The 18,513-nt window shown below is 45.6% G+C and carries 16 protein-coding genes; 8 read left to right on the forward strand and 8 right to left on the reverse strand.

Annotation, left to right across the window (positions count from 1 at the left end):
* Positions 1 to 118 precede the first annotated feature (118 nt).
* Positions 119 to 553 carry a hypothetical protein gene (locus KO531_RS14105; protein WP_028760977.1) on the forward strand — a complete coding sequence of 145 codons (435 nt, stop codon included), beginning with the start codon at positions 119 to 121 and terminating at the stop codon, positions 551 to 553.
* 568 nt (positions 554 to 1,121) lie between these two features.
* Entirely contained in the window at positions 1,122 to 1,250 is a 129-nt protein-coding gene (locus KO531_RS22560; protein WP_263146341.1) for a hypothetical protein, read from the forward strand.
* Between the two features lie 102 nt (positions 1,251 to 1,352).
* Here the strand turns inward: KO531_RS22560 and KO531_RS14110 are convergent, their stop codons facing one another.
* Positions 1,353 to 2,270: a class I SAM-dependent methyltransferase gene (locus KO531_RS14110; RefSeq protein WP_219251487.1), complete on the reverse strand. Its 918-nt coding sequence runs from the start codon at positions 2,268 to 2,270 to the stop codon at positions 1,353 to 1,355.
* Positions 2,271 to 2,276: 6 nt separating this feature from the next.
* Positions 2,277 to 3,386: an AI-2E family transporter gene (locus KO531_RS14115; RefSeq protein ID WP_028760979.1), complete on the reverse strand. Its 1,110-nt coding sequence runs from the start codon at positions 3,384 to 3,386 to the stop codon at positions 2,277 to 2,279.
* Between the two features lie 98 nt (positions 3,387 to 3,484).
* Between KO531_RS14115 and folX the strand changes: the two genes are divergently transcribed.
* The 3 genes from folX (at position 3,485) to gltS (ending at position 6,584) form a co-directional block, all read left to right on the forward strand.
* Positions 3,485 to 3,847, forward strand: a complete 363-nt coding sequence (gene folX / locus KO531_RS14120; RefSeq protein ID WP_006082167.1) for a dihydroneopterin triphosphate 2'-epimerase — start codon at positions 3,485 to 3,487, stop codon at positions 3,845 to 3,847.
* A gap of 87 nt (positions 3,848 to 3,934) precedes the next feature.
* Positions 3,935 to 4,828: a TIGR01777 family oxidoreductase gene (locus KO531_RS14125; protein ID WP_219251488.1), complete on the forward strand. Its 894-nt coding sequence runs from the start codon at positions 3,935 to 3,937 to the stop codon at positions 4,826 to 4,828.
* Between the two features lie 532 nt (positions 4,829 to 5,360).
* Positions 5,361 to 6,584, forward strand: a complete 1,224-nt coding sequence (gene gltS, locus KO531_RS14130) for a sodium/glutamate symporter (RefSeq protein WP_113940752.1) — start codon at positions 5,361 to 5,363, stop codon at positions 6,582 to 6,584.
* Positions 6,585 to 6,659: 75 nt separating this feature from the next.
* Here the strand turns inward: gltS and lepB are convergent, their stop codons facing one another.
* The 3 genes from lepB to KO531_RS14145 all read right to left on the reverse strand — a co-directional run bounded on the left by lepB (position 6,660) and on the right by KO531_RS14145 (position 10,815).
* A complete protein-coding gene (gene lepB / locus KO531_RS14135; protein ID WP_113940751.1) occupies positions 6,660 to 7,322 on the reverse strand; it encodes a signal peptidase I in 663 nt (220 codons plus the stop codon).
* Between the two features lie 266 nt (positions 7,323 to 7,588).
* On the reverse strand, positions 7,589 to 10,084 hold the full coding sequence (locus KO531_RS14140) for an FtsX-like permease family protein (RefSeq protein ID WP_219251489.1): 2,496 nt from the start codon (positions 10,082 to 10,084) through the stop codon (positions 7,589 to 7,591).
* 2 nt (positions 10,085 to 10,086) lie between these two features.
* Positions 10,087 to 10,815 (reverse strand): ABC transporter ATP-binding protein, encoded by a 729-nt coding sequence (locus tag KO531_RS14145; RefSeq protein WP_219251490.1) that lies wholly within the window; start codon positions 10,813 to 10,815, stop codon positions 10,087 to 10,089.
* 52 nt (positions 10,816 to 10,867) lie between these two features.
* Here KO531_RS14145 and KO531_RS14150 point away from each other — a divergent pair, with 52 nt between their 5' ends.
* Positions 10,868 to 11,467, forward strand: a complete 600-nt coding sequence (locus KO531_RS14150) for an arylesterase (RefSeq protein ID WP_028760985.1) — start codon at positions 10,868 to 10,870, stop codon at positions 11,465 to 11,467.
* Positions 11,468 to 11,612: 145 nt separating this feature from the next.
* Complete coding sequence (locus KO531_RS14155; RefSeq protein WP_028760986.1) at positions 11,613 to 12,680, forward strand: DUF3083 family protein; 1,068 nt, start codon at positions 11,613 to 11,615, stop codon at positions 12,678 to 12,680.
* An 87-nt stretch (positions 12,681 to 12,767) separates the two neighbouring features.
* Here the strand turns inward: KO531_RS14155 and sohB are convergent, their stop codons facing one another.
* On the reverse strand, positions 12,768 to 13,784 hold the full coding sequence (sohB, locus tag KO531_RS14160) for a protease SohB (protein ID WP_219234378.1): 1,017 nt from the start codon (positions 13,782 to 13,784) through the stop codon (positions 12,768 to 12,770).
* A 111-nt stretch (positions 13,785 to 13,895) separates the two neighbouring features.
* Entirely contained in the window at positions 13,896 to 16,379 is a 2,484-nt protein-coding gene (locus tag KO531_RS14165; RefSeq protein WP_219251491.1) for a VolA/Pla-1 family phospholipase, read from the reverse strand.
* A 262-nt stretch (positions 16,380 to 16,641) separates the two neighbouring features.
* On the opposite strand from KO531_RS14165, the gene KO531_RS14170 reads away from it, so the two are divergent.
* Complete coding sequence (locus tag KO531_RS14170) at positions 16,642 to 17,379, forward strand: YciK family oxidoreductase (protein WP_219251492.1); 738 nt, start codon at positions 16,642 to 16,644, stop codon at positions 17,377 to 17,379.
* Between the two features lie 146 nt (positions 17,380 to 17,525).
* Here the strand turns inward: KO531_RS14170 and KO531_RS14175 are convergent, their stop codons facing one another.
* Positions 17,526 to 18,491 (reverse strand): exo-alpha-sialidase, encoded by a 966-nt coding sequence (locus KO531_RS14175; RefSeq protein WP_219251493.1) that lies wholly within the window; start codon positions 18,489 to 18,491, stop codon positions 17,526 to 17,528.
* Positions 18,492 to 18,513: the final 22 nt, after the last annotated feature.

Genomic DNA, 18,513 nt, shown 5'->3' on the forward strand with positions numbered 1-18,513 from the left:
ATGCCACACACATGAGGTTTGAGTCAATGCTTTTCACAATAGACAGCGAATCACGACAAGACTTGTACATTACAGCTAAAATCGCGATACTCGGAACAAATTCCAATAACTAAAACTTATGCGAACTCTATTTTTTTTCTCCCTCCTGTTCCTCTTCGGTTGTGGCGATCCCTCAACGCAAGAGCAACGCCAGTTATCACCGGAAGAAGTGAGCTTAGGCTTTTTTCAAGCGATTTATGTTGATCGTAATGTTGAACAAGCCAAGCAATACGTCGACGATCCCATTAAACAAGTGCTCACCCATTACCACATTGCCGCAGCCGTACAGCGTAATATGCTCGGCCTATCTATGACCAATGTTGAAATGGAAATTGATGATATCGATATCGACTTCTTCCGCAAATTTACCAAAGACGTCATTGTTGTGGTCAAAATGAAAGGTCTTAAAGGTGGTCAACCATGGATTGATGACAGGACCATACGCCTACACAAAATTGGTAGCCAATGGATTATCGTCGAACTTCTGCCTGAAAAGCGCAAAGTTAACGGTTAACCCCCTTTCTTGCCTGCTTTCACCGCGCATACCTTGTCATACAATCATTCTGCTTACTTTCAACCAAAAAAATAGCAACCCTAAGGTTGCTATTTTTTGTGCTTGTTCTGTTATTTCCGACTCATAAGTACCGTCAGTTTAATCGTTATCGATTAAGCTTGGATCACTTCTTCTTCGCTTTCAACAGGTAAAGACGTTAGTACATCGTCTTTCACTTGATAATAAGCATTTTCGTATTCATGAACTTCCATAACAACTCCTGCTTGATTGGGTAAGGTCGCAGAGGCTTGCCATTCTATGCTGACATTTTGCCTATGAGGAAAGGGATACATTCCGTGGGCGGGAGTATAACAAAGCAAAAGTTATAATTACAGAAAACTTTCAGTTTTGTACCACAAAGCATGGCATTTAAGGCTGATTGTCATTTAAATAGCTCAAAATCAGTGATTAAACATGAAAGACTTTCACTTTCTACGAGGATATTGAGGCCATGCTGACGCCATTTCATCATTCGCTTTATACACAAAAGCGATTAACAGAAATCGCTTACATAAAATGAATCTAGGGAATGCCATTAGATGTTCAGGGCAGGCTTTATGGTGAAATTTCTACCCTCAAACACTTAGACCAACATCAAGTCAGTAAAGTGATTGAAACCTATGGGCGATCGCAGCTATCTGAGCGATTAAGCTACTGAAGAATAAGTGCTGTGTAATAAGCGACAGTGTAGAAAGCTAAACACTCAACCTAAGCCGACAAAAAAGGCCAGTTAATACTGGCCAGTTAAGTTAAATCAGGCCTAGGCTTGAGTCGATAAGCGGTAGCGAAGCACCTTAAGTGACTTCTCTTCCGACACATCCATAAAGGCTAGCGGATTGGCTAAGCGCTCTATGTATTCGAGTGCAGGTGCAGCTTCCGCTACCTGTTGACGCAGGAAAGCGGTATCGAGTTCAGGTGCATTTAGACACAGTAATACTTCGCCATTCTCGACAAGCAACTCAGGTAAACGCCTAATTAAACGCACATAATCCTTAGTCGCGACAAAACTGCCCTTCTGATTGCTCGGTGGATCGGCAACAACAATGTCGTAGGGACCGAGCTTTTTCAGTTTGCCCCAAGATTTAAAAATATCATGGCCTAAAAAACGGGCTCCCGCGCTAAAGCCATTCAGCAAATGGTTCTGCTTACCTATGCCTAATGCGCCTTTGCTCATGTCCATATTCACAACTTCATCGGCGCCCCCTTGTAATGCCGCGACCGAGAAACCACAGGTATAAGCGAACAAATTAAGCACCTTTTTATAACGGGCGTTTGCTCTAACCCACTCACGACCATTAGCCATATCGAGGAAGAGTCCGTGGTTTTGTCCGCGCATTAGGTGCACCTGAAACCGTGCACCATTTTCGCTAACGATATGCGGCTCAGGCACTTCACCTTGCAATAATTGGGTAAACGTCTCCCCCGCACTACGGTATTGGTAGACTAAATTCAATTGGCTATCTGGCCTAATAGCTTGCCAGCGCGCTGCAATCGCCTGTTGGCAGAGGGTTAAATCCGTATCCTCCAAGGGAGTAAAGCTGGTCAGCAATAGTACGGGTGCAAACCAATCTAAACATAGGTGCTCACAACCCACGTAATGCCCACCGCGGCCGTGGAATAACCGCACCGCATCATCACCTAACTCAATTGTCGCTAGCGCTTGTATAAAACTTTGCATCTTCTACTACTTACTCTCAGTTGCACTTGTATTGGCTTCATCGCCATTGGGAATTGAATTTTCCGTGTTACTGGCCAAGAACTTATCTTCGATATCGTCCGATAATAAAATGGCTAACCAATTACCACTCTTACTCGATTCGAGGGCAATTTTAACCACCATAGTCAATGGCACTGACAGCAACATGCCCACAGAACCTAATAACCAGCCCCAGAAAATTAATGATAAAAATACCACTAAGGTCGATAACCCCAGGCCGCGCCCCATAAATTTAGGCTCAATGATATTGCCCATCACCATGTTGGCACCCACGTACAAAAGTGCAGTCCCCCCCGCAGCCGCAGGGCCAAGCTGAATAAAGGCCAACAACACCGCTGGAATGGCGGCAATGATAGAACCAATATTGGGAATGTAATTAAACAGGAAAGCAATCACCGCCCATAACATGGCGTAATCCACGCCGATGAAGGTCAACCCCACACCAACAATGATCCCAGTAGCCAAACTCACTAAAGTCTTGATCACCATGTACTGATTCACAGATTGTAAAAAACGGTCAATCTGCTTTAAGCGCATATCAGGATCGTCCAATGCCAGATGCAATTTCTTTGGCAGCGACTGAGCTTCAAACAGCATAAAGACGATAGTGAGGATGATCAGAAATAAATTCGCCATCACATTGCCGACACCCGATAGCATATTCGTGGTCATAGACAAGGCCATACCTGGGTCAAAATAGGCTAATACCTGATCCTTCGAAATCTGAATATTTAATGCCTGTAATTTATGGATAATCCACGAAAACTGCTCCACCAGCTGATCGCGATATTGGGGCAATTGTTTAGAAAACTCATTGACAGAACTGCCGACGACTGAGGCTAACCATAGGCCCATCAACACAATAAAACCCATCAAGAGAATTACTGCCAGCCATTTAGGCACACGGAACTTTGTCATCAAACCGATTGCAGGATTACAAATCACCGCAAGAAAACTGGACAGCACAAACGGCACCACAATCGGGCTCGCCGCCTTAATCCCTGCCAAAATAATCACTACAAAGGCCATAACCGCAAAGCCACGATAAGCAGCAGAGGGCGCATTAGGTCGAGTCATTTATTAAAAATCCTTCTTGATCTTAGATAAAATTGTTAGGCTAACCCTTGAAACCACTTAACCTCAGAAACTTTAGCTTAAGATAGCCATTTGTCATTATGAAACCAGAAACCGCGATTATACGCATTAAAAACTTAAGACTTCGTACTTTTATTGGCATTAAAGAAGATGAAATCCAAAATCGCCAAGACGTGATCATTAATGTCGTGATCCATTATTGTGCCGAACGTGCCCGCAACAGTGACAATGTCGAGGATGCGCTCAATTACCGCACAATCACCAAAAAGATCATTGAACTGATTGAGAATAACCGTTTCTCATTACTCGAAAATCTCACCAGCCAAACGCTGGCCATCGCCAGTGAGCATCCTTGGGTTGAATTTGCCAGTGTCGAAATCGACAAGCCCCATGCACTACGCTTTGCCGATTCAGTCTCGATGGAGTTATGTTATCAAAAATAATCTGGCTAAAAATACTCCGACTAAGTGATCGTTGCACACCGCATTTTGGTATATATCCGCAGAGCTTAACCAATTAAGAGAGGTTCCATGAATATACTGATCACCGGCGCAAGCGGCTTTATTGGTCGCCAATTAGTCGAACGACTGGCGCCATATCATCAACTGACGTTATTAACTCGCTCAGTGCAACAAACACAAAAAGTGCTCGGTAGTCAGCACCATTACCTCGAGAGTCTCGATGCGCTAAGCGACTTAAATCACATTGATGCCATTGTAAATCTTGCGGGTGAACCCATAGTCGCTAAACGTTGGAGTAAAAACCAGAAGCAGCGCATTTGTGATAGTCGCTGGAATATTACGGCAAGATTAACTCAGTTAATACAACAGAGTAGCACTCCTCCTCAGATCATGGTGAGTGGTTCGGCAGTAGGTTATTACGGGCGGCACGATGATAAATTACTCGATGAGTCTAGTGGCGCCCATGTTGAGTTTAGCCATGACATCTGTCGAAAATGGGAACAAGAGGCGCTAAATGCAACCTCAGAGCACACACGCGTCTGTATTATCCGTATTGGTATCGTGCTAGGCAAAGGTGGTGCCTTAGAGAAAATGTTACCGCCATTTAAACTCGGACTCGGTGGCCCAATTGGCCATGGACGCCAAGGTATGAGCTGGATCCATGTGCAGGATCTCATTTCCCTTATTGATTTTTTACTCACTCAACAACACTGTAAAGGCATATTTAATGCCACTGCACCCAATCCAGTGAGTAACGCTGTGTTTACCAAAGCGCTCGGAAAAGCACTTAATCGCCCAGCGTTAATCACGACCCCACCGCTTGCATTACGCTTAGCGATGGGCGAAATGTCGGAGCTGCTGACGGAAGGGCAATTTGTTTACCCCAAACGTGCCCTCGAAGCGGGTTTTCAGTTTCAATTCAGTGATCTTGATAACGCCTTAACAAACGTGTTAGCCAAATAGGCTAGCACGCTAGAGCCTAAACTCAGCTTAAATATGCTGATAAAATCAGTCGCTAATGCAGGCGGATCTTAGTACTCAAATCCGCTCAACAGCCAGGTATATTGTAACGTCAATCTTGCCATTATTTTAGCAACACTAGAAAAACAAGAATGTAACATCATGATTTATATTATGATTTAGCGACAATCCGTCCATTTTCTGCTAAACTCGCCTTCATTCGGTCATAGGAGGCACGCATTAATCGCCTCAGCCTTGACCACAGATAGACTCAGCAACACCTCATAAATAGACAGTTATTTATGCTCAGGAACAGGCTATTTAATCTGCTGTTCTTGGTCTGTAGACCATAAAACGATACACACTCGCGCCTACTCGTCCTTTAAATTTTTTATCGGATTGACACTGATCTGTCCTCGACATCAAGCGCTTAACATCCAGCATTAGCAGGTACTTAATAACAAGATGGGTTACTTCTCATTGGACATTGTGCCCAATGAAACGCCCGCACTAAGACAGTTTGTAAGGAATTTTCATGCACACGACCTATATGATTGGCGAGCTAGAATCATTTTTAATTGCCATTTTCGTGCTGTTTATCGGCCACTCTATCAATCGCCATGTACGTGTCTTCAGGCAATATAATATCCCCGAACCCATAGTGGGTGGCCTTGTTGTCGCCGCGGGAGTCACATTTCTTCACTTTCAAAATATCAGTCTCGACTTCAGCCTATCACTGCAAAATACCTTAATGCTGATGTTTTTTAGCACCATTGGCCTCTCGGCAAACTACAAGCTATTGCTCAGCGGTGGTAAAAAAGTCTTCATCTTTTTAGGTGTGGCCTCAGTGTATATTGTGATTCAAAATGCCGTCGGCGTCAGTTTAGCCAGCCTATTGGGGCTCGATCCCATCATGGGACTTATCGCAGGATCAATTACCCTGTCGGGCGGCCATGGTACCGGCGTCGCTTGGTCACAAACCTTTGCTGAGCGCTACGGTATCAACACCTTAGAGTTTGCTATGGCCGCGGCAACCTTTGGTTTGATCATGGGTGGGATCATCGGTGGCCCCGTCGCGCAGCGATTAATCGGTAAGCATAATCTTGTTTCTCGCTATGGGGTTGGCCGCAAGCATCACAGTGAACATCCACATTTAGTCACTTATGATCACTTAGAAGAAGACCAAGTCACCGCCAAAACCATATTAGAAACTCTGTTTGTGCTGTTGTTGTGTGTTGCAGGATCAAAATGGCTCACGCTGTGGATCAGCCAATCGGGTATTGCATGGCTAAAAATGCCCGACTTTGTATATGCTCTTTTTCTTGGCGTGCTCATCGCTAATCTCACAGAACTCACCCGCGGTTACAAACCCCATACCGAAAGTATCGATGTGATAGGGACGGTCGCACTGTCTCTCTTCCTCTCAATGGCCTTAATGACTTTAAAATTATGGGAAATTTTTGATTTAGCGATCCCGCTATTGGTGATTTTACTGGTACAAACCGCAGTGTTAGCCATTTTTGCCTATTTCGTGACGTTCAAAGTCATGGGCAGTAATTACGATGCTGCGGTGATCACCGGTGGCCACTGCGGCTTTGGTATGGGTGCAACCCCAACAGCGGTAATGAATATGGGCGCGCTAGTCTCACGCACAGGGCCATCACCCCAAGCCTTTATGGTAGTACCTATCGTCGGAGCTTTCTTTATCGACATAGTTAACTTAATTGTCTTACAGGGCTATCTGAGCTTTATGAAGTAGTTGCGAATAAACCAATCACTTAAAAAATAGGGCGCCGACTTTGGCGCCCTATTTCATGGTTCAAAATAGTTAAGACTAGAATTCACGCATTAAGCGTTCAGGCCGAGGCAGGTAATAATCATCATAATCAAGGGAGAAAACGACTGAACTTGAACGGCCAACAATCTCATCACGGGGTACGAAGCCAATAACCCGAGAGTCAGCGCTGTTATCACGATTATCACCCAGGGCTAAATAATGCGCATCTGGCACTGTGACAGGTCCAAAATTGGCAAGCCTTGAGGGTACAGGGTTAAGGCGAATACTGTGGACCATACCGAGTAAATTTTCCTGCATTTCTGTCACATCAGCGGGAGCATAAGCACTCAATGCTTGGGATGTGTAGCTAAGCAGTTCACCGTTTAAATACAAGCGATTATCCTGCATCATCACAGTATCGCCTGGCACAGCTATTACCCGCTTAATCAGTTTTTTATCGGCCTTTTTCGAGTCAAATACCACGATATCGCCGCGAACAGGATCTGCCAGTTTAACTAATGCGATATGCGTAAATGGCACCCTAAGATCATAAGCCATCTTATTAACAAGAATGCGATCACCCTCGACGATAGTCGGCAGCATAGAACCCGATGGCACAGTATTCCAATCGGCCACAGCGCTCCTGAACACTAACATTAAGCTGATAAACAGAAAAAAGGAGCGATTATCCTTAAGCAGTTTTGTTATTCCTTTGAACATAATATTCCCTCTATGGCATATATAAGCTAGTCGCTGTTCTCAGTTAGATAGACCCATTGCGTTGCACTAAGTTCTGTTGCTACCTGCTTAAGCACAGATCAATTTGTAAGCCGATGTAAAAAGCATATTCAATTCAAGTGCAGCAGAATCAACCCCATAACAAAAAAGCACTGAGCTTATGTGGCATCAGTGCTTTTATTGTTGGCTCAGCTTGTTGTTTTAATAAGCTTTATGTTTTAGCCCATCAACAGAGTTCACAAACCGCCCTAGATCCCAGCTTTCAATAGCTCGGAACAGGATTGGCTGAGCAATTGTCGGCAACGCCACACCCCAAGTAAGGCGACAATTAAGGCTCCAGAAACTGGGGCAATACCCCACCAAGGCCAGTGCATGTATACATTAAGCTCAAACACTTGTGTCTTAAGTAGATATAACGCAAATTCGGCCACAATTACGGCTAACACACCCGCAATACCGCCAAGCAAGGCGAACTCTAAACCCGTTGCACTGCGCAATAACCATCCTGAAGCACCAAAGGTACGCAACACAGCGAGTTCACGTTGCCGAGTTGCCATGCCAGCCTCAGTCTGTGCAATCAAGACTAAGGCACTGGCTAATAACACTAAGGCCAGCACTAAAGACAAGGACAGCGACACTTGCTCAATTATCTGCCGCAACTGCCCCACCATAGCGCCAACATCTATGATAGATATCGTCGGAAATTGCTGAATAAGCGCAAGGATCACTGCATCCTTAGGCGTACCATCAGCATTCATAGTCTTATCGTTAGTCGCCTGATCATTCAGATAGAAACTCGCCATCGAGGTATACGCAAAAGGCGCGAGCGCTTCTTGGGTGAAAATCATAAAGAAGTTCGGTTGCAGCGTTTCCCAGTGTACAGCACGAATACTGGCAACTTTAACTGTGAGCTCTTGATTATCAATCACGTAAGTCAGCTTATCGCCAAGACCAATACCTAGACGCTCCGCCACGCCGGACTCCACCGATACTTCATCAGCGGCTTGATTAAAATGCCCCTCTAACAGTTCGTTGTTAGCAGGCAGTGTATTGCGCCACGTTAGGTTTAACTCGCGCGAAATGCCCACTCTTCCCTTTTCACCCGCTTCGGACTGTTCATTCGAAATCAGCGCTTCACCGTTAATTTGAGTTAATCGGCCACGGATCACCGGATAAATATCTGTCGCCACTATCCCCTTCGCCGTCATGAAATCATTCAAGGGCTTTGCATCATCAGGCGCAATATTGACAAGGAAATAATTAGGCGCATTTTCGGGCAACTGTTTTTGCCATTCGTTAAGTAAATCTTGTCTTAACGCCAAAATAGTCAATAACAGTACCAGTGCAGCGCTAAAGCCAACCAATTGCACCGCATTTTGCCGCGCACGACGCCTTAGCCCCGCCAGCGCTAATTGCAAAGGATTGGTAGTCTTCATACCAACACTGTGTCCTGCTCGTATCATCACAAATCCAAGCAGACTTAATAGCGCAGCCAGCAATAGCACAGCCGCGACCACAGTCAGAGTCAAAGTCCAACTTTGGGAATACAAATAGCCCAGTAGCGCCATAGCCCCTAGACTCAGTAGCAAATGCAGCCACATACCAAGCTGTAAGCCTTCTAACTGGCGCTGCAACACCCGCAGTGGCGGAATAGCCAGTAAACGCATCAATGGATAAGCCGAAAACATAAAGGCGCTGATGAGCCCAGTGCTGATACCGAGTAAAAATGGCCGTGTGAGTGGCGGTGAATAGGCCGCAATTTCGGGTGGCAATAGATAACTGATCCCAAAATCGAGTAACCCTCCCCCAATTAGACCTAGACCAATTCCCAGTAGCGTTACCAACAATAAATGAGTACCAAACAACAGGCGAATTTGCTTTGCCGAGGCGCCAAAGGTTTTCAGCATGGCAACCACATCGTAATGGCGCTGACAATAACGCTGGGCGGCAATACCTATCGCCGCGCAGGCCAATGCAATGCCCATCAAACTTGCCAGCAGTAAGAAGCGCTCCGCTCGCTTAACGGCCCCCGCAATCGGCGAGTCACCGGATTGCACATCGACCCAACGCTGGGTACTATTCAAAAGCGGTTTAACACTTTGTTCAAAGGCCGTAAGCGAGGCTTCATCTCCGGCAAATTGATACAGATAAGTCACGCGACTGCCCGGTTGAATCACTCCCGTTTTGGCGACATCCTCCATCCGCATCAATACCACAGGCGATGAAGCAAAAGGATTAAAACCTGCGTCGGGTAAGCGGCTGATCTCATTGCTGAGCACAAATTCGCTGTTACCTAGTTCGATGGATTTGGGATAACCCAAAAGTCCGCCTAAGCGAGTCTCAAACCAAATTTGATCCGCTTGAGGTAACGCCTTTGTTTTACCGCTGGTGAGTTCAATATCGCCCTTAAGCGGGTAACCCGACTCTACGGCGCGTACTGTGACTAACTGAAACTTATCTCCCGAATAGACCATGGAATTAAATTGCATGTTAGTCACATGCTTAAGCCCAAGCGCTTCGGCTTTGGATAAAATCGCCGCATCAATTTTAACCGGTGAATCGATAATACGGTCAGCAGCAATAAACTGTGACGCTTGACCACTAATTGCCACTTGCAGACGTTCACTCACCCGCGCCAAGCCACTCACAGACAAAACCGCGAGCGTAATAGCGAGGATAATCAATAACAATTGTCCCTGCTGTAACTCGCGTTTAAACAGGCGCCATGCCAGACTTAACTCCATTATTAAGCCTCCTTAACATCAGCTAGCAGTTCTGTTTGAGTGATATCTTCCTGTAAATAGCCGTTATCCATCACTAGTTGACGCTCACATCGCTTGGCCAGCAGCAGATCATGGGTAACAAGGACTAAGGTTGTATGGCTTTCTTGATTAAGCTCAAACAACATATCGGCAATCTTATGGCCGTTGACGCTGTCTAAATTGCCAGTTGGTTCATCGGCAAACAAAACTGTAGGCTCACAGATAAAAGCGCGGGCAATCGCCACCCTTTGCTGTTCACCACCCGAAAGCTGTTTGGGTAAATGGGTCAAGCGATGGGATAAACCAACACGCACCAACATGGCCTGCGCTTTTTCCTTGGCATTGCTCACGCCCGCAAGCTCGGCGGGTAACATGACGTTCTCGAGTGCAGTTAAGGTATCCACTAACATAAAGGATTGAAAAATAAAGCTGACCTTCTGTTTACGCAGTGCCGCTTTTTGCTCTTCATTCAATGGTGATAATGCCACACCATCGAGCCAAATCTCCCCCGACGTAGGCGTATCAAGCGCCGCAAGCAATCCCAATAAGGTGGATTTGCCTGAACCTGATGGGCCGAGAATAGCCACACTCTCACCTTGCTTGACATCTAAGTTAATGCCCTTGAGGATAGTGAGCGTTCCTTCCTGAGTAATCACTGATTTTTCGAGGTTAACAACATTAATGGCACTGTTTTTTAAGATGACGTTAGACATAGGATCCTTCTTATATAAATCGTTCTGGTATCAATCGCTAAGATTAAAATCAATGGCGAAGACCCTAGGGGCATTCATCCTACTGAGTGTACTCATGGTCACGCCCGCTCACGCGGCAAAGATACTGATCCTCGGCGATAGCTTAGGCGCTAGCTACGGCATGGCAGAACAGTCAGGCTGGGTAGCACTACTGCAAAAAAATCTGCCCGAACATCAGTTTACCAATGGCTCAGTGAGCGGCGAAACCACAGCGGGCGGCCTACGCCGATTACCCGCCTTGCTCGATTCTGTTGCTCCCGATCTTGTGGTCGTTGAGCTAGGAGGTAATGATGGTTTACGTGGATTCCCCCCAACGCAACTCGAAAATAATCTAATCCAAATCATTACCCTAGCCAAAGATAGCGGCGCAAAAGTGCTGCTGACCGAGATCATGGTACCGCCTAACTATGGCCCTCGCTATACCCAAAAGTTCACCCAAGTGTATCAAGACATATCTAAAACCCAGGATATAGTGTTGATCCCCTTCTTTATGCAGGATATCGCGCCCCATCCAGAATTAATGCAAAGGGATGGCATTCATCCCAACGAAAAGGCACAAGCTCAGATTGCGGCTTGGATGCAACCATGGATAGAAAATGCGTTAACCCAATAAAATAGCTGCTATTTTAAGCTAACGAACCGCTTACTTAGCTAAACTCATACTCAACGGATAAAAACGTGTTCTAACGCAAGATTAACCCTATAGATAAACAGTAAAATTCGTGTTAGCAAATGGTTAACTCAAACAAGGAGTCAATATGTCCCTTAGCCATCAGCAAAAAGTGTACATACCCAAGGAAGCCCGTACCAATCAATACATCACAGCCGAAATCAAGGTGACGGATGAGCTACTCAATCAATATCCCGATTATCAAAGCTGTTATCAAACGTTAAGCCGTTTGATATTTAATTTGGCAGAACAACACGATCTCCGTAATGTTCACGTGATCACTAACGATAAACTGCCAGTAGTGCGTTACCATACCGAAGCATATTGCTTCCAAACCACTGAACAAATTCTATTTTTTTATAACCCAGCCTACCACGAAGCCCAAAACTTATTCTCGCAAGAAAACTATCGCGCCCGTAAACTGCGCATTGTGTTTCTCGCCACAGGTGACGATATTCGCAGTAATTCCGCCAGTTTCCATATCAAGGTGCGTGAATTGCTCACTGAATTAATGCCCTTAATGCCAATAAGCGATCTTAAGGTTAAGGTCCGCGACCATCAGCATTTATCCTATGATCTGTTCGCAAAAGCTAAGGGCTATAAAGAAACCTATGGTTATAAACTGCGCGCCATCGGCCCAAGATATAAAGCCAGAAAATGTGAGTTACCAGAAAACGTTAGCTCTCTTACCTATGTGACGGTGAGCTTGCCGCTGAGCCGCAAACTCAAACAGGGTTTATTACCTGACTCAGCCACTGACTTTACGCCTTTATATCAGCATCTTGAAGACTGCTTCCTCAAAGCGGCAGCTAATAGACAGCTGACACGCCTTGCTATGATAGCGAACGGCTTAACACCGCTTGTGCGTAACAGTAAGTTTGAAAAGCTCGACAGCAAAGCCGAAGTACAAATGATAGGGTTCGATCCTAATGCGACTGAGCAACAAGTTATCCGTCGCTGGGATGCCGATAACTTGGTCGAAGCCGCGCACTTTACCATAGTGGCAGGTACTAAGGACTGTGACGATTCGGGTTTCGGTCGCTTTATGAACAATGTTGAAACAGCCCTGAAGGCCTTTGCTGCGGACATAGGTGTCGATCCGGAGCGTGAAGATCTCATCGTACGCTTCCATCAACATATCAGCTATCAAATCTAACCCACTTCGGTATTAGCCGCGAAAGCTAAGCAAATGAAAACGCCTGCAAATGCAGGCGTTTTTACTTTTATTCACCAATAGACAGAATTACATAGGACGATTTTTTTCTATGAGGCGATTGAAAATAGCGTTCACAGACAAAGAAGCACCGTGGGCAATTTTATCGGCAAGTTTCTTTCTCACCTGATAACGTATCTTGTACACAGTACGCTCTGTGGCGAGTGACATTATCACATCATCGCTGGTCGAAATCGCATCAACTAAACCTAATTCAATAGCTTGCTGACCGTACCAATGCTCGCCAGTAGCGACTTTCACTAAATCCAACTCAGGGCGATACTTACCAACAAACGCTTTAAATAAGACGTGGGTTTCTTCGAGTTCTTCTTGAAACTTCTGTCTTCCCTCATCGGAGTTTTCACCAAATACTGTCAAGGTGCGCTTAAAATTACCAGCCGTATGTTGCTCATAATCAATTTCATGCTTTTTCAGCAGGCGATTAAAGTTAGGCAGTTGAGCAACAACACCAATAGAACCGACAATGGCAAAAGGCGCAGCATAAATTTTATTCGCAACACAGGCCATCATATAACCACCACTGGCGGCGACTTTATCAACACAGACAGTCAATGTAATATCAGCTTGACGTAAGCGATCTAACTGGCTGGAGGCTAAACCATAACCATGCACCATACCACCGCCACTCTCAACATTAACAACCACTTCATCGCCTTTTTCTGCGATAGCGATAATTGCACTGATTTCTTCACGCAGTGATGCGACCTCAGCGGCATCGATACTGCCCTTAAAATCAATCACGAACACTTTGCCCGTGCAGGCTTCATCTGCGGCTTTGTCTTTTGCCTTTTCGTCAGCTTTTAATTGCTTTTCATAGGCTTTGAATTGTTTCTTTGACAGAAGTTCTTCTTTTAAGCCATGCTTAAGTTCTTCTAACTCTTCAGACAAGTTAGTGATCCTCAGCTCGCCCTTATCTGACTTGTGTTTTACAGTGGAAGCCAACACCACAATAATAACGGCAACGATTGCGACCACTATTGTGACGGCTTTCGCCAAAAACATTCCATACTCGTATAAAAATTCCAAAGTGTTCTCCGTTAGGGCGTTACATCATTCAATCAATTGCGCGCTATTCTAACAGCCTAAAGGCCCATAAAAAAACCCAGCAAAGGCTGGGTTTTTCCGATTAAGGCAAGATTAGTTAGGACAAGTCGCAATGACCCCACTGTTTGTCACTAAAATCGTCACGTCGTCCTTACCTGCAGTAGCAGCATAGGTTGCCACTTGAGTCTGCATTTCAACCGTGGCAGCCGCGGCCATACCATCCGTTGATTCCTTTTCTTTAGGATCAACAATCGAACTGTGGTGACCTTTAGCGAAACGCACAACGCCATGACCTTTGCTCGTGCTATCGGCACAAGGTAGCCCGATGGCAGCGATCAGCGGCTCAGTGCCCGATAATGGGAAGTTATCGACGCGATTAGGCAGCACTTGATCTGCTAAGTTACCGTTACCATCACCCGCCACTTCAATTAAGTGAACAGGTAAGCCTGTCGCTTTTAACATAGCAGCATGGTTAACAGGATCTGCAGAATCTACCGCTGTTTGAACCGCAAAGGCAAACGTCGGAATAAATTGGGCATATACCCCCTGCACCAGTGCCGCATATTCAGGGCTACCAGGCTCATAACCTGCTGTATTAGCCGCATCGACCTGTGCTTGGAAAGTTGCAGATGCCGTAATATTACTAAACAGTACTGGGCCAAAGGTTGCAGAACCTGCGAATGATCCTGCTAATCCACCTGCTGGCGCAACTAAGGATACAGCATTGATAACATAAGCATTTGGCAAGGCATCGCCGGTTGCTGGATTCTTCATACCTGTGCTGGCATAGGTCGCAAAATCGGTGCCCACAATGGCGCCTAAACTCAGACCTTGAGCACTGATTTTAGTCACATCAAATACTTGCGGCTGACCTGCTTGTGCTAAGCCCTGTGCTAAGCCCGTAAGGGCAAGACGCACCCCTAAATGGTCCATCGTCGCTTGACGGAAGTTATCTCGCACCGACAAAGTGCTAGAAATATTCACAAACACCAACGGGTTACCATTTTTAAAGGCGTCCGGTTTACCGACAACTGCACCGAAGGCAGGATCTGTCGCAGAGACTTCATAAATCCCATCACCGTTAGCATCAAATGAACGTGCACCGTGAAGTGGCATATCAATAGCAACAGTCGCAACCCCCATTGCCGCATACGTGCCGGCATAGGCCAATGACATTTCTTTGCCGCCACCTAAACCGTGAAGGGCAATTGTTGTTGGCCAACCAGATGTAGGAGGAATAAACTCACGACCTTGCTGTTGATAAAAAGCGGCCAATTTCGTTGCATTGGGCATAGAAATCAGTACAGATACTGTTTCATAACCTTTGATTGCTGGAATAGGATTGAATTTAGTCAGATGTTTGGTTTTATCAACTGCCGTACCATCGTCTAAAACCCATGTTTTACCCGCCATTAACGAGGGATTGGCTAAAGCATCAGCAGGGTTAGCAATACCATTAGCCACCGCTTGCATACCAAAATTATTCTGGCTGAGTGTGCCCGCTTGCAGTGCTAGTAGCACAGATACAGGGCTATCACCTTGGGCTTTCCAATGACCATTAATTAATGGTTTACCTTCAGCGGATAAACAACCAACTGAAGAACAATCACCGTAAATAGGCAGTTTAATTTTTGCCGTATACACATCAGCCAAGTTTGCGGCAACATAGGCAGCTCCAGCAGCCGGTGTTAAGCCCGCCACTTGAGCCACAGTCAATCCAGTTGGTGTTGGCATCTGGGCAAAGCTTGGTGCATAGGGAGCACCCTTCGCCATCAGCAATTTGGTGGTTTCATAGACGTTAGCAACAGACTGAGTTGTAAATAAGCCAGAGTAACTGATGGTTAAAGGATCGATCTTATGGGCCGCAGCAATCCCTTTCTCATAACTGTTCACTAAGGTTTGCAGCATCAATTGGTCTGGCGTTTCTAAAGGTAACGTATTGATATCCAGCTTCAACAAACCATAGGTCGTTGAAGGAGCGATACCACGACCTTCAGAATCTTGAATAAGATTCGTTGTCGCATAAATATAAGATTGGCCAGCTTTGAGTGGCTTAAGCGGAATTATCACCACTTTTTTGCCCGAAGCGGTTGATATAAAGTCAACGCCAAACTGCAACTCAGCGCCCACTTTACAGGCTGAAACTGACGGTTTAGCCTTACATTCGGGATCAGATGATAATGCGCCGCCTACTGTGGCTTCAAACATTCTGACAGCACCCGGTTGCGCAACCGATGCCGCCATTAAGGTCAGCGGTGTACCGTCATGTTTTTTCGCCAAATCAATATCAATAGAAATCGGTGATGTTGTCGACCACCCATCTAACGCCCCAAGCGCTATTTGTGGATCAACATAATTGCCCGAGCTTTCACCCGGAATCGATAATGTGCCATCTTTGGTGCCACTGAACAGCAAATCATTCGGTAATGGAACTTTTGAATTAGCAGGGTCGAACACCATGTGCGATTCAGGGATGAGCACTTCTGTCTTATCCTTGAGTTCATTAAAACTGTCCTCACCACATCCTGTGAGGCCCAGTGCAGATGCAATCGCAACACCCAAAATGAGTCTTTTCATCTTTTTTCCCCAAATCTTGTTGTAATAGTTTTGTTTTCCCCAAGAAATTAGTCACAATAGCTTTTAGATCTGTGACCAATAGGGCTTATGTTAGCCCCTAACTCATTTCAAGTTAACGTAAAAATATTGAGTTAGCCACAAGTTTGTCACAAAGATTTTAGCTATTGATAACAAAGTTTCATTCATTTGTTTGAAACATGCGTTTATCACTTCGGCGACTCTAGAAGTGGCGGGCATTCTCGCCAAGAGGAAAAAGAGACTCATGTTGGAATATCAAGCAACAAAAGATTTACTCAAGGGCAAGACGATTTTAGTCACAGGCGCTGGTGCTGGCATAGGCCGTACCGCCGCCATTGAGTTTGCAAAACACGGCGCCACTGTGATTTTACTTGGTAAAACAGTGAAAAAATTGGAAGCAGTTTACGACGTAATAGAACAAGCCGGTTATCCCAAACCTGCCATAGTGCCATTGGATCTTAAGGGCGCAACGGAACAAAATTATCGCGATATGGCCGATACCATAGCCGAGCAATTCGATCATTTAGACGGCTTATTACATAACGCTAGCTTGCTCGGTGCCTTAGGCCCGTTTGAACACATAGATATTCCATCACTCGAAGACGTGCTCAAAGTGAACGTCACGGCCCAAGTCATTCTAACTAAAGCATTACTACCTGTGATGCGCCAAGCACCCAGTGCATCGATTATCTTTACGTCGAGCAGTGTGGGTCGTCAAGGCCGCGCCTATTGGGGACCTTATGCTTTCTCTAAGTTTGCCACCGAAGGCATGATGCAAGTTCTCGCCCATGAATGCGATGGCACCTCAGTTCGAGTTAACAGCATCAATCCAGGAGCTACCCGCACTGAGATGCGCGCTAAAGCCTACCCTGCAGAGAATCCACTGGATCTCAAAACCGCTGAAGAGATCATGCCGACCTATCTATATTTGATGGGTCAAGATTCTAGTGCCGTCAACGGACAGCAGTTTAACGCACAGTAATCGAATCGCTTATTGAGTTTCTGCCGGTATGATTCAGCAATATTAAAGGGCCTATTTATGGCTCTTTATTATTTTAGATATTCTCAAAATGAAACCCAGAACTTGTCGATAACATTAAGTACGACAAAGATAGCGCACCGCCAATCTTAGCTTAACTGAATTTTTGCAAAATAAATCATCGTTTTAGCTTTGGCGACTCTGTTTGATTCATCAAGCGAATTTTGCGTATCCAGCTGTGAGTCAGCTAACTCATGGCTGGAGTAATAACTTACCCACAACTCATTTCCATCAATAACAACGCCCGCATAACTAGTATCGCCCTTCGATGGCAGTGTCAGTAGTTCTTGAACCACGCCAGTATCTGGATGAATTTCAACTAAAGCCGTGCGAACTCGTTCATCATATAAACGCACTACAGCCAACAAACGGGATTGATACATCAACATCACTGGCCCACCAATGCGCTTATCGAGTTCTTGCCATTGCCAATCAGTGAATGGCATTTGACTGCGGCCGAGTAAACCGACAAATTCTGGGCCCCATACGGGATCGCGCCTCAATAGACAAAAGCCGTTTTCTTGATGAAAAACAATGGCAGTTTCGTTGACATAACCTTGATTATTAAACACCTTTAACCAAGTCTCAAACTGCACCCCATCATCACTTTTATACAAGCGGGTATCACCATCAGGCCCAGCGCGATAACCCACGCCATAGAGTGCATTTTGATGCTCGGTTAAGCGCCATAACCAATAGCCTTTATCCGCGACTTTTAACGCATCCGACCACGCTAGCCCATTGGCTGAGCGCCAAAGATGTGATTGTAAGCCAGACTTATCGTGTAAAATCCCGCCGCCGAGTAAGAGTAATTCCCCTTGATACTCAATCAGTTTGCCATCGCGTAAATCCGCCTCATCCGAACGGATCAGCGCCACGCTCTGCCAAGTGTCGCCTAAATCCGCTGAGCGTAGAATTCGTAGCGCACCATCGGGTGACACATGGGCTGTCCCTTCACGGAAAACGCAAAACAATGCCCCCTGAAACGTGATTAAATCGGTAAACGCATTATGGGCAGCGTGTTCCCAAATCCGTTTCACTGAAATTAGCTTCATTCATTCACTCCTCAATCCAACT

This window comes from Shewanella sp. NKUCC06_TVS, assembly GCF_019345515.1.
GTDB lineage: Bacteria > Pseudomonadota > Gammaproteobacteria > Enterobacterales > Shewanellaceae > Shewanella > Shewanella oncorhynchi.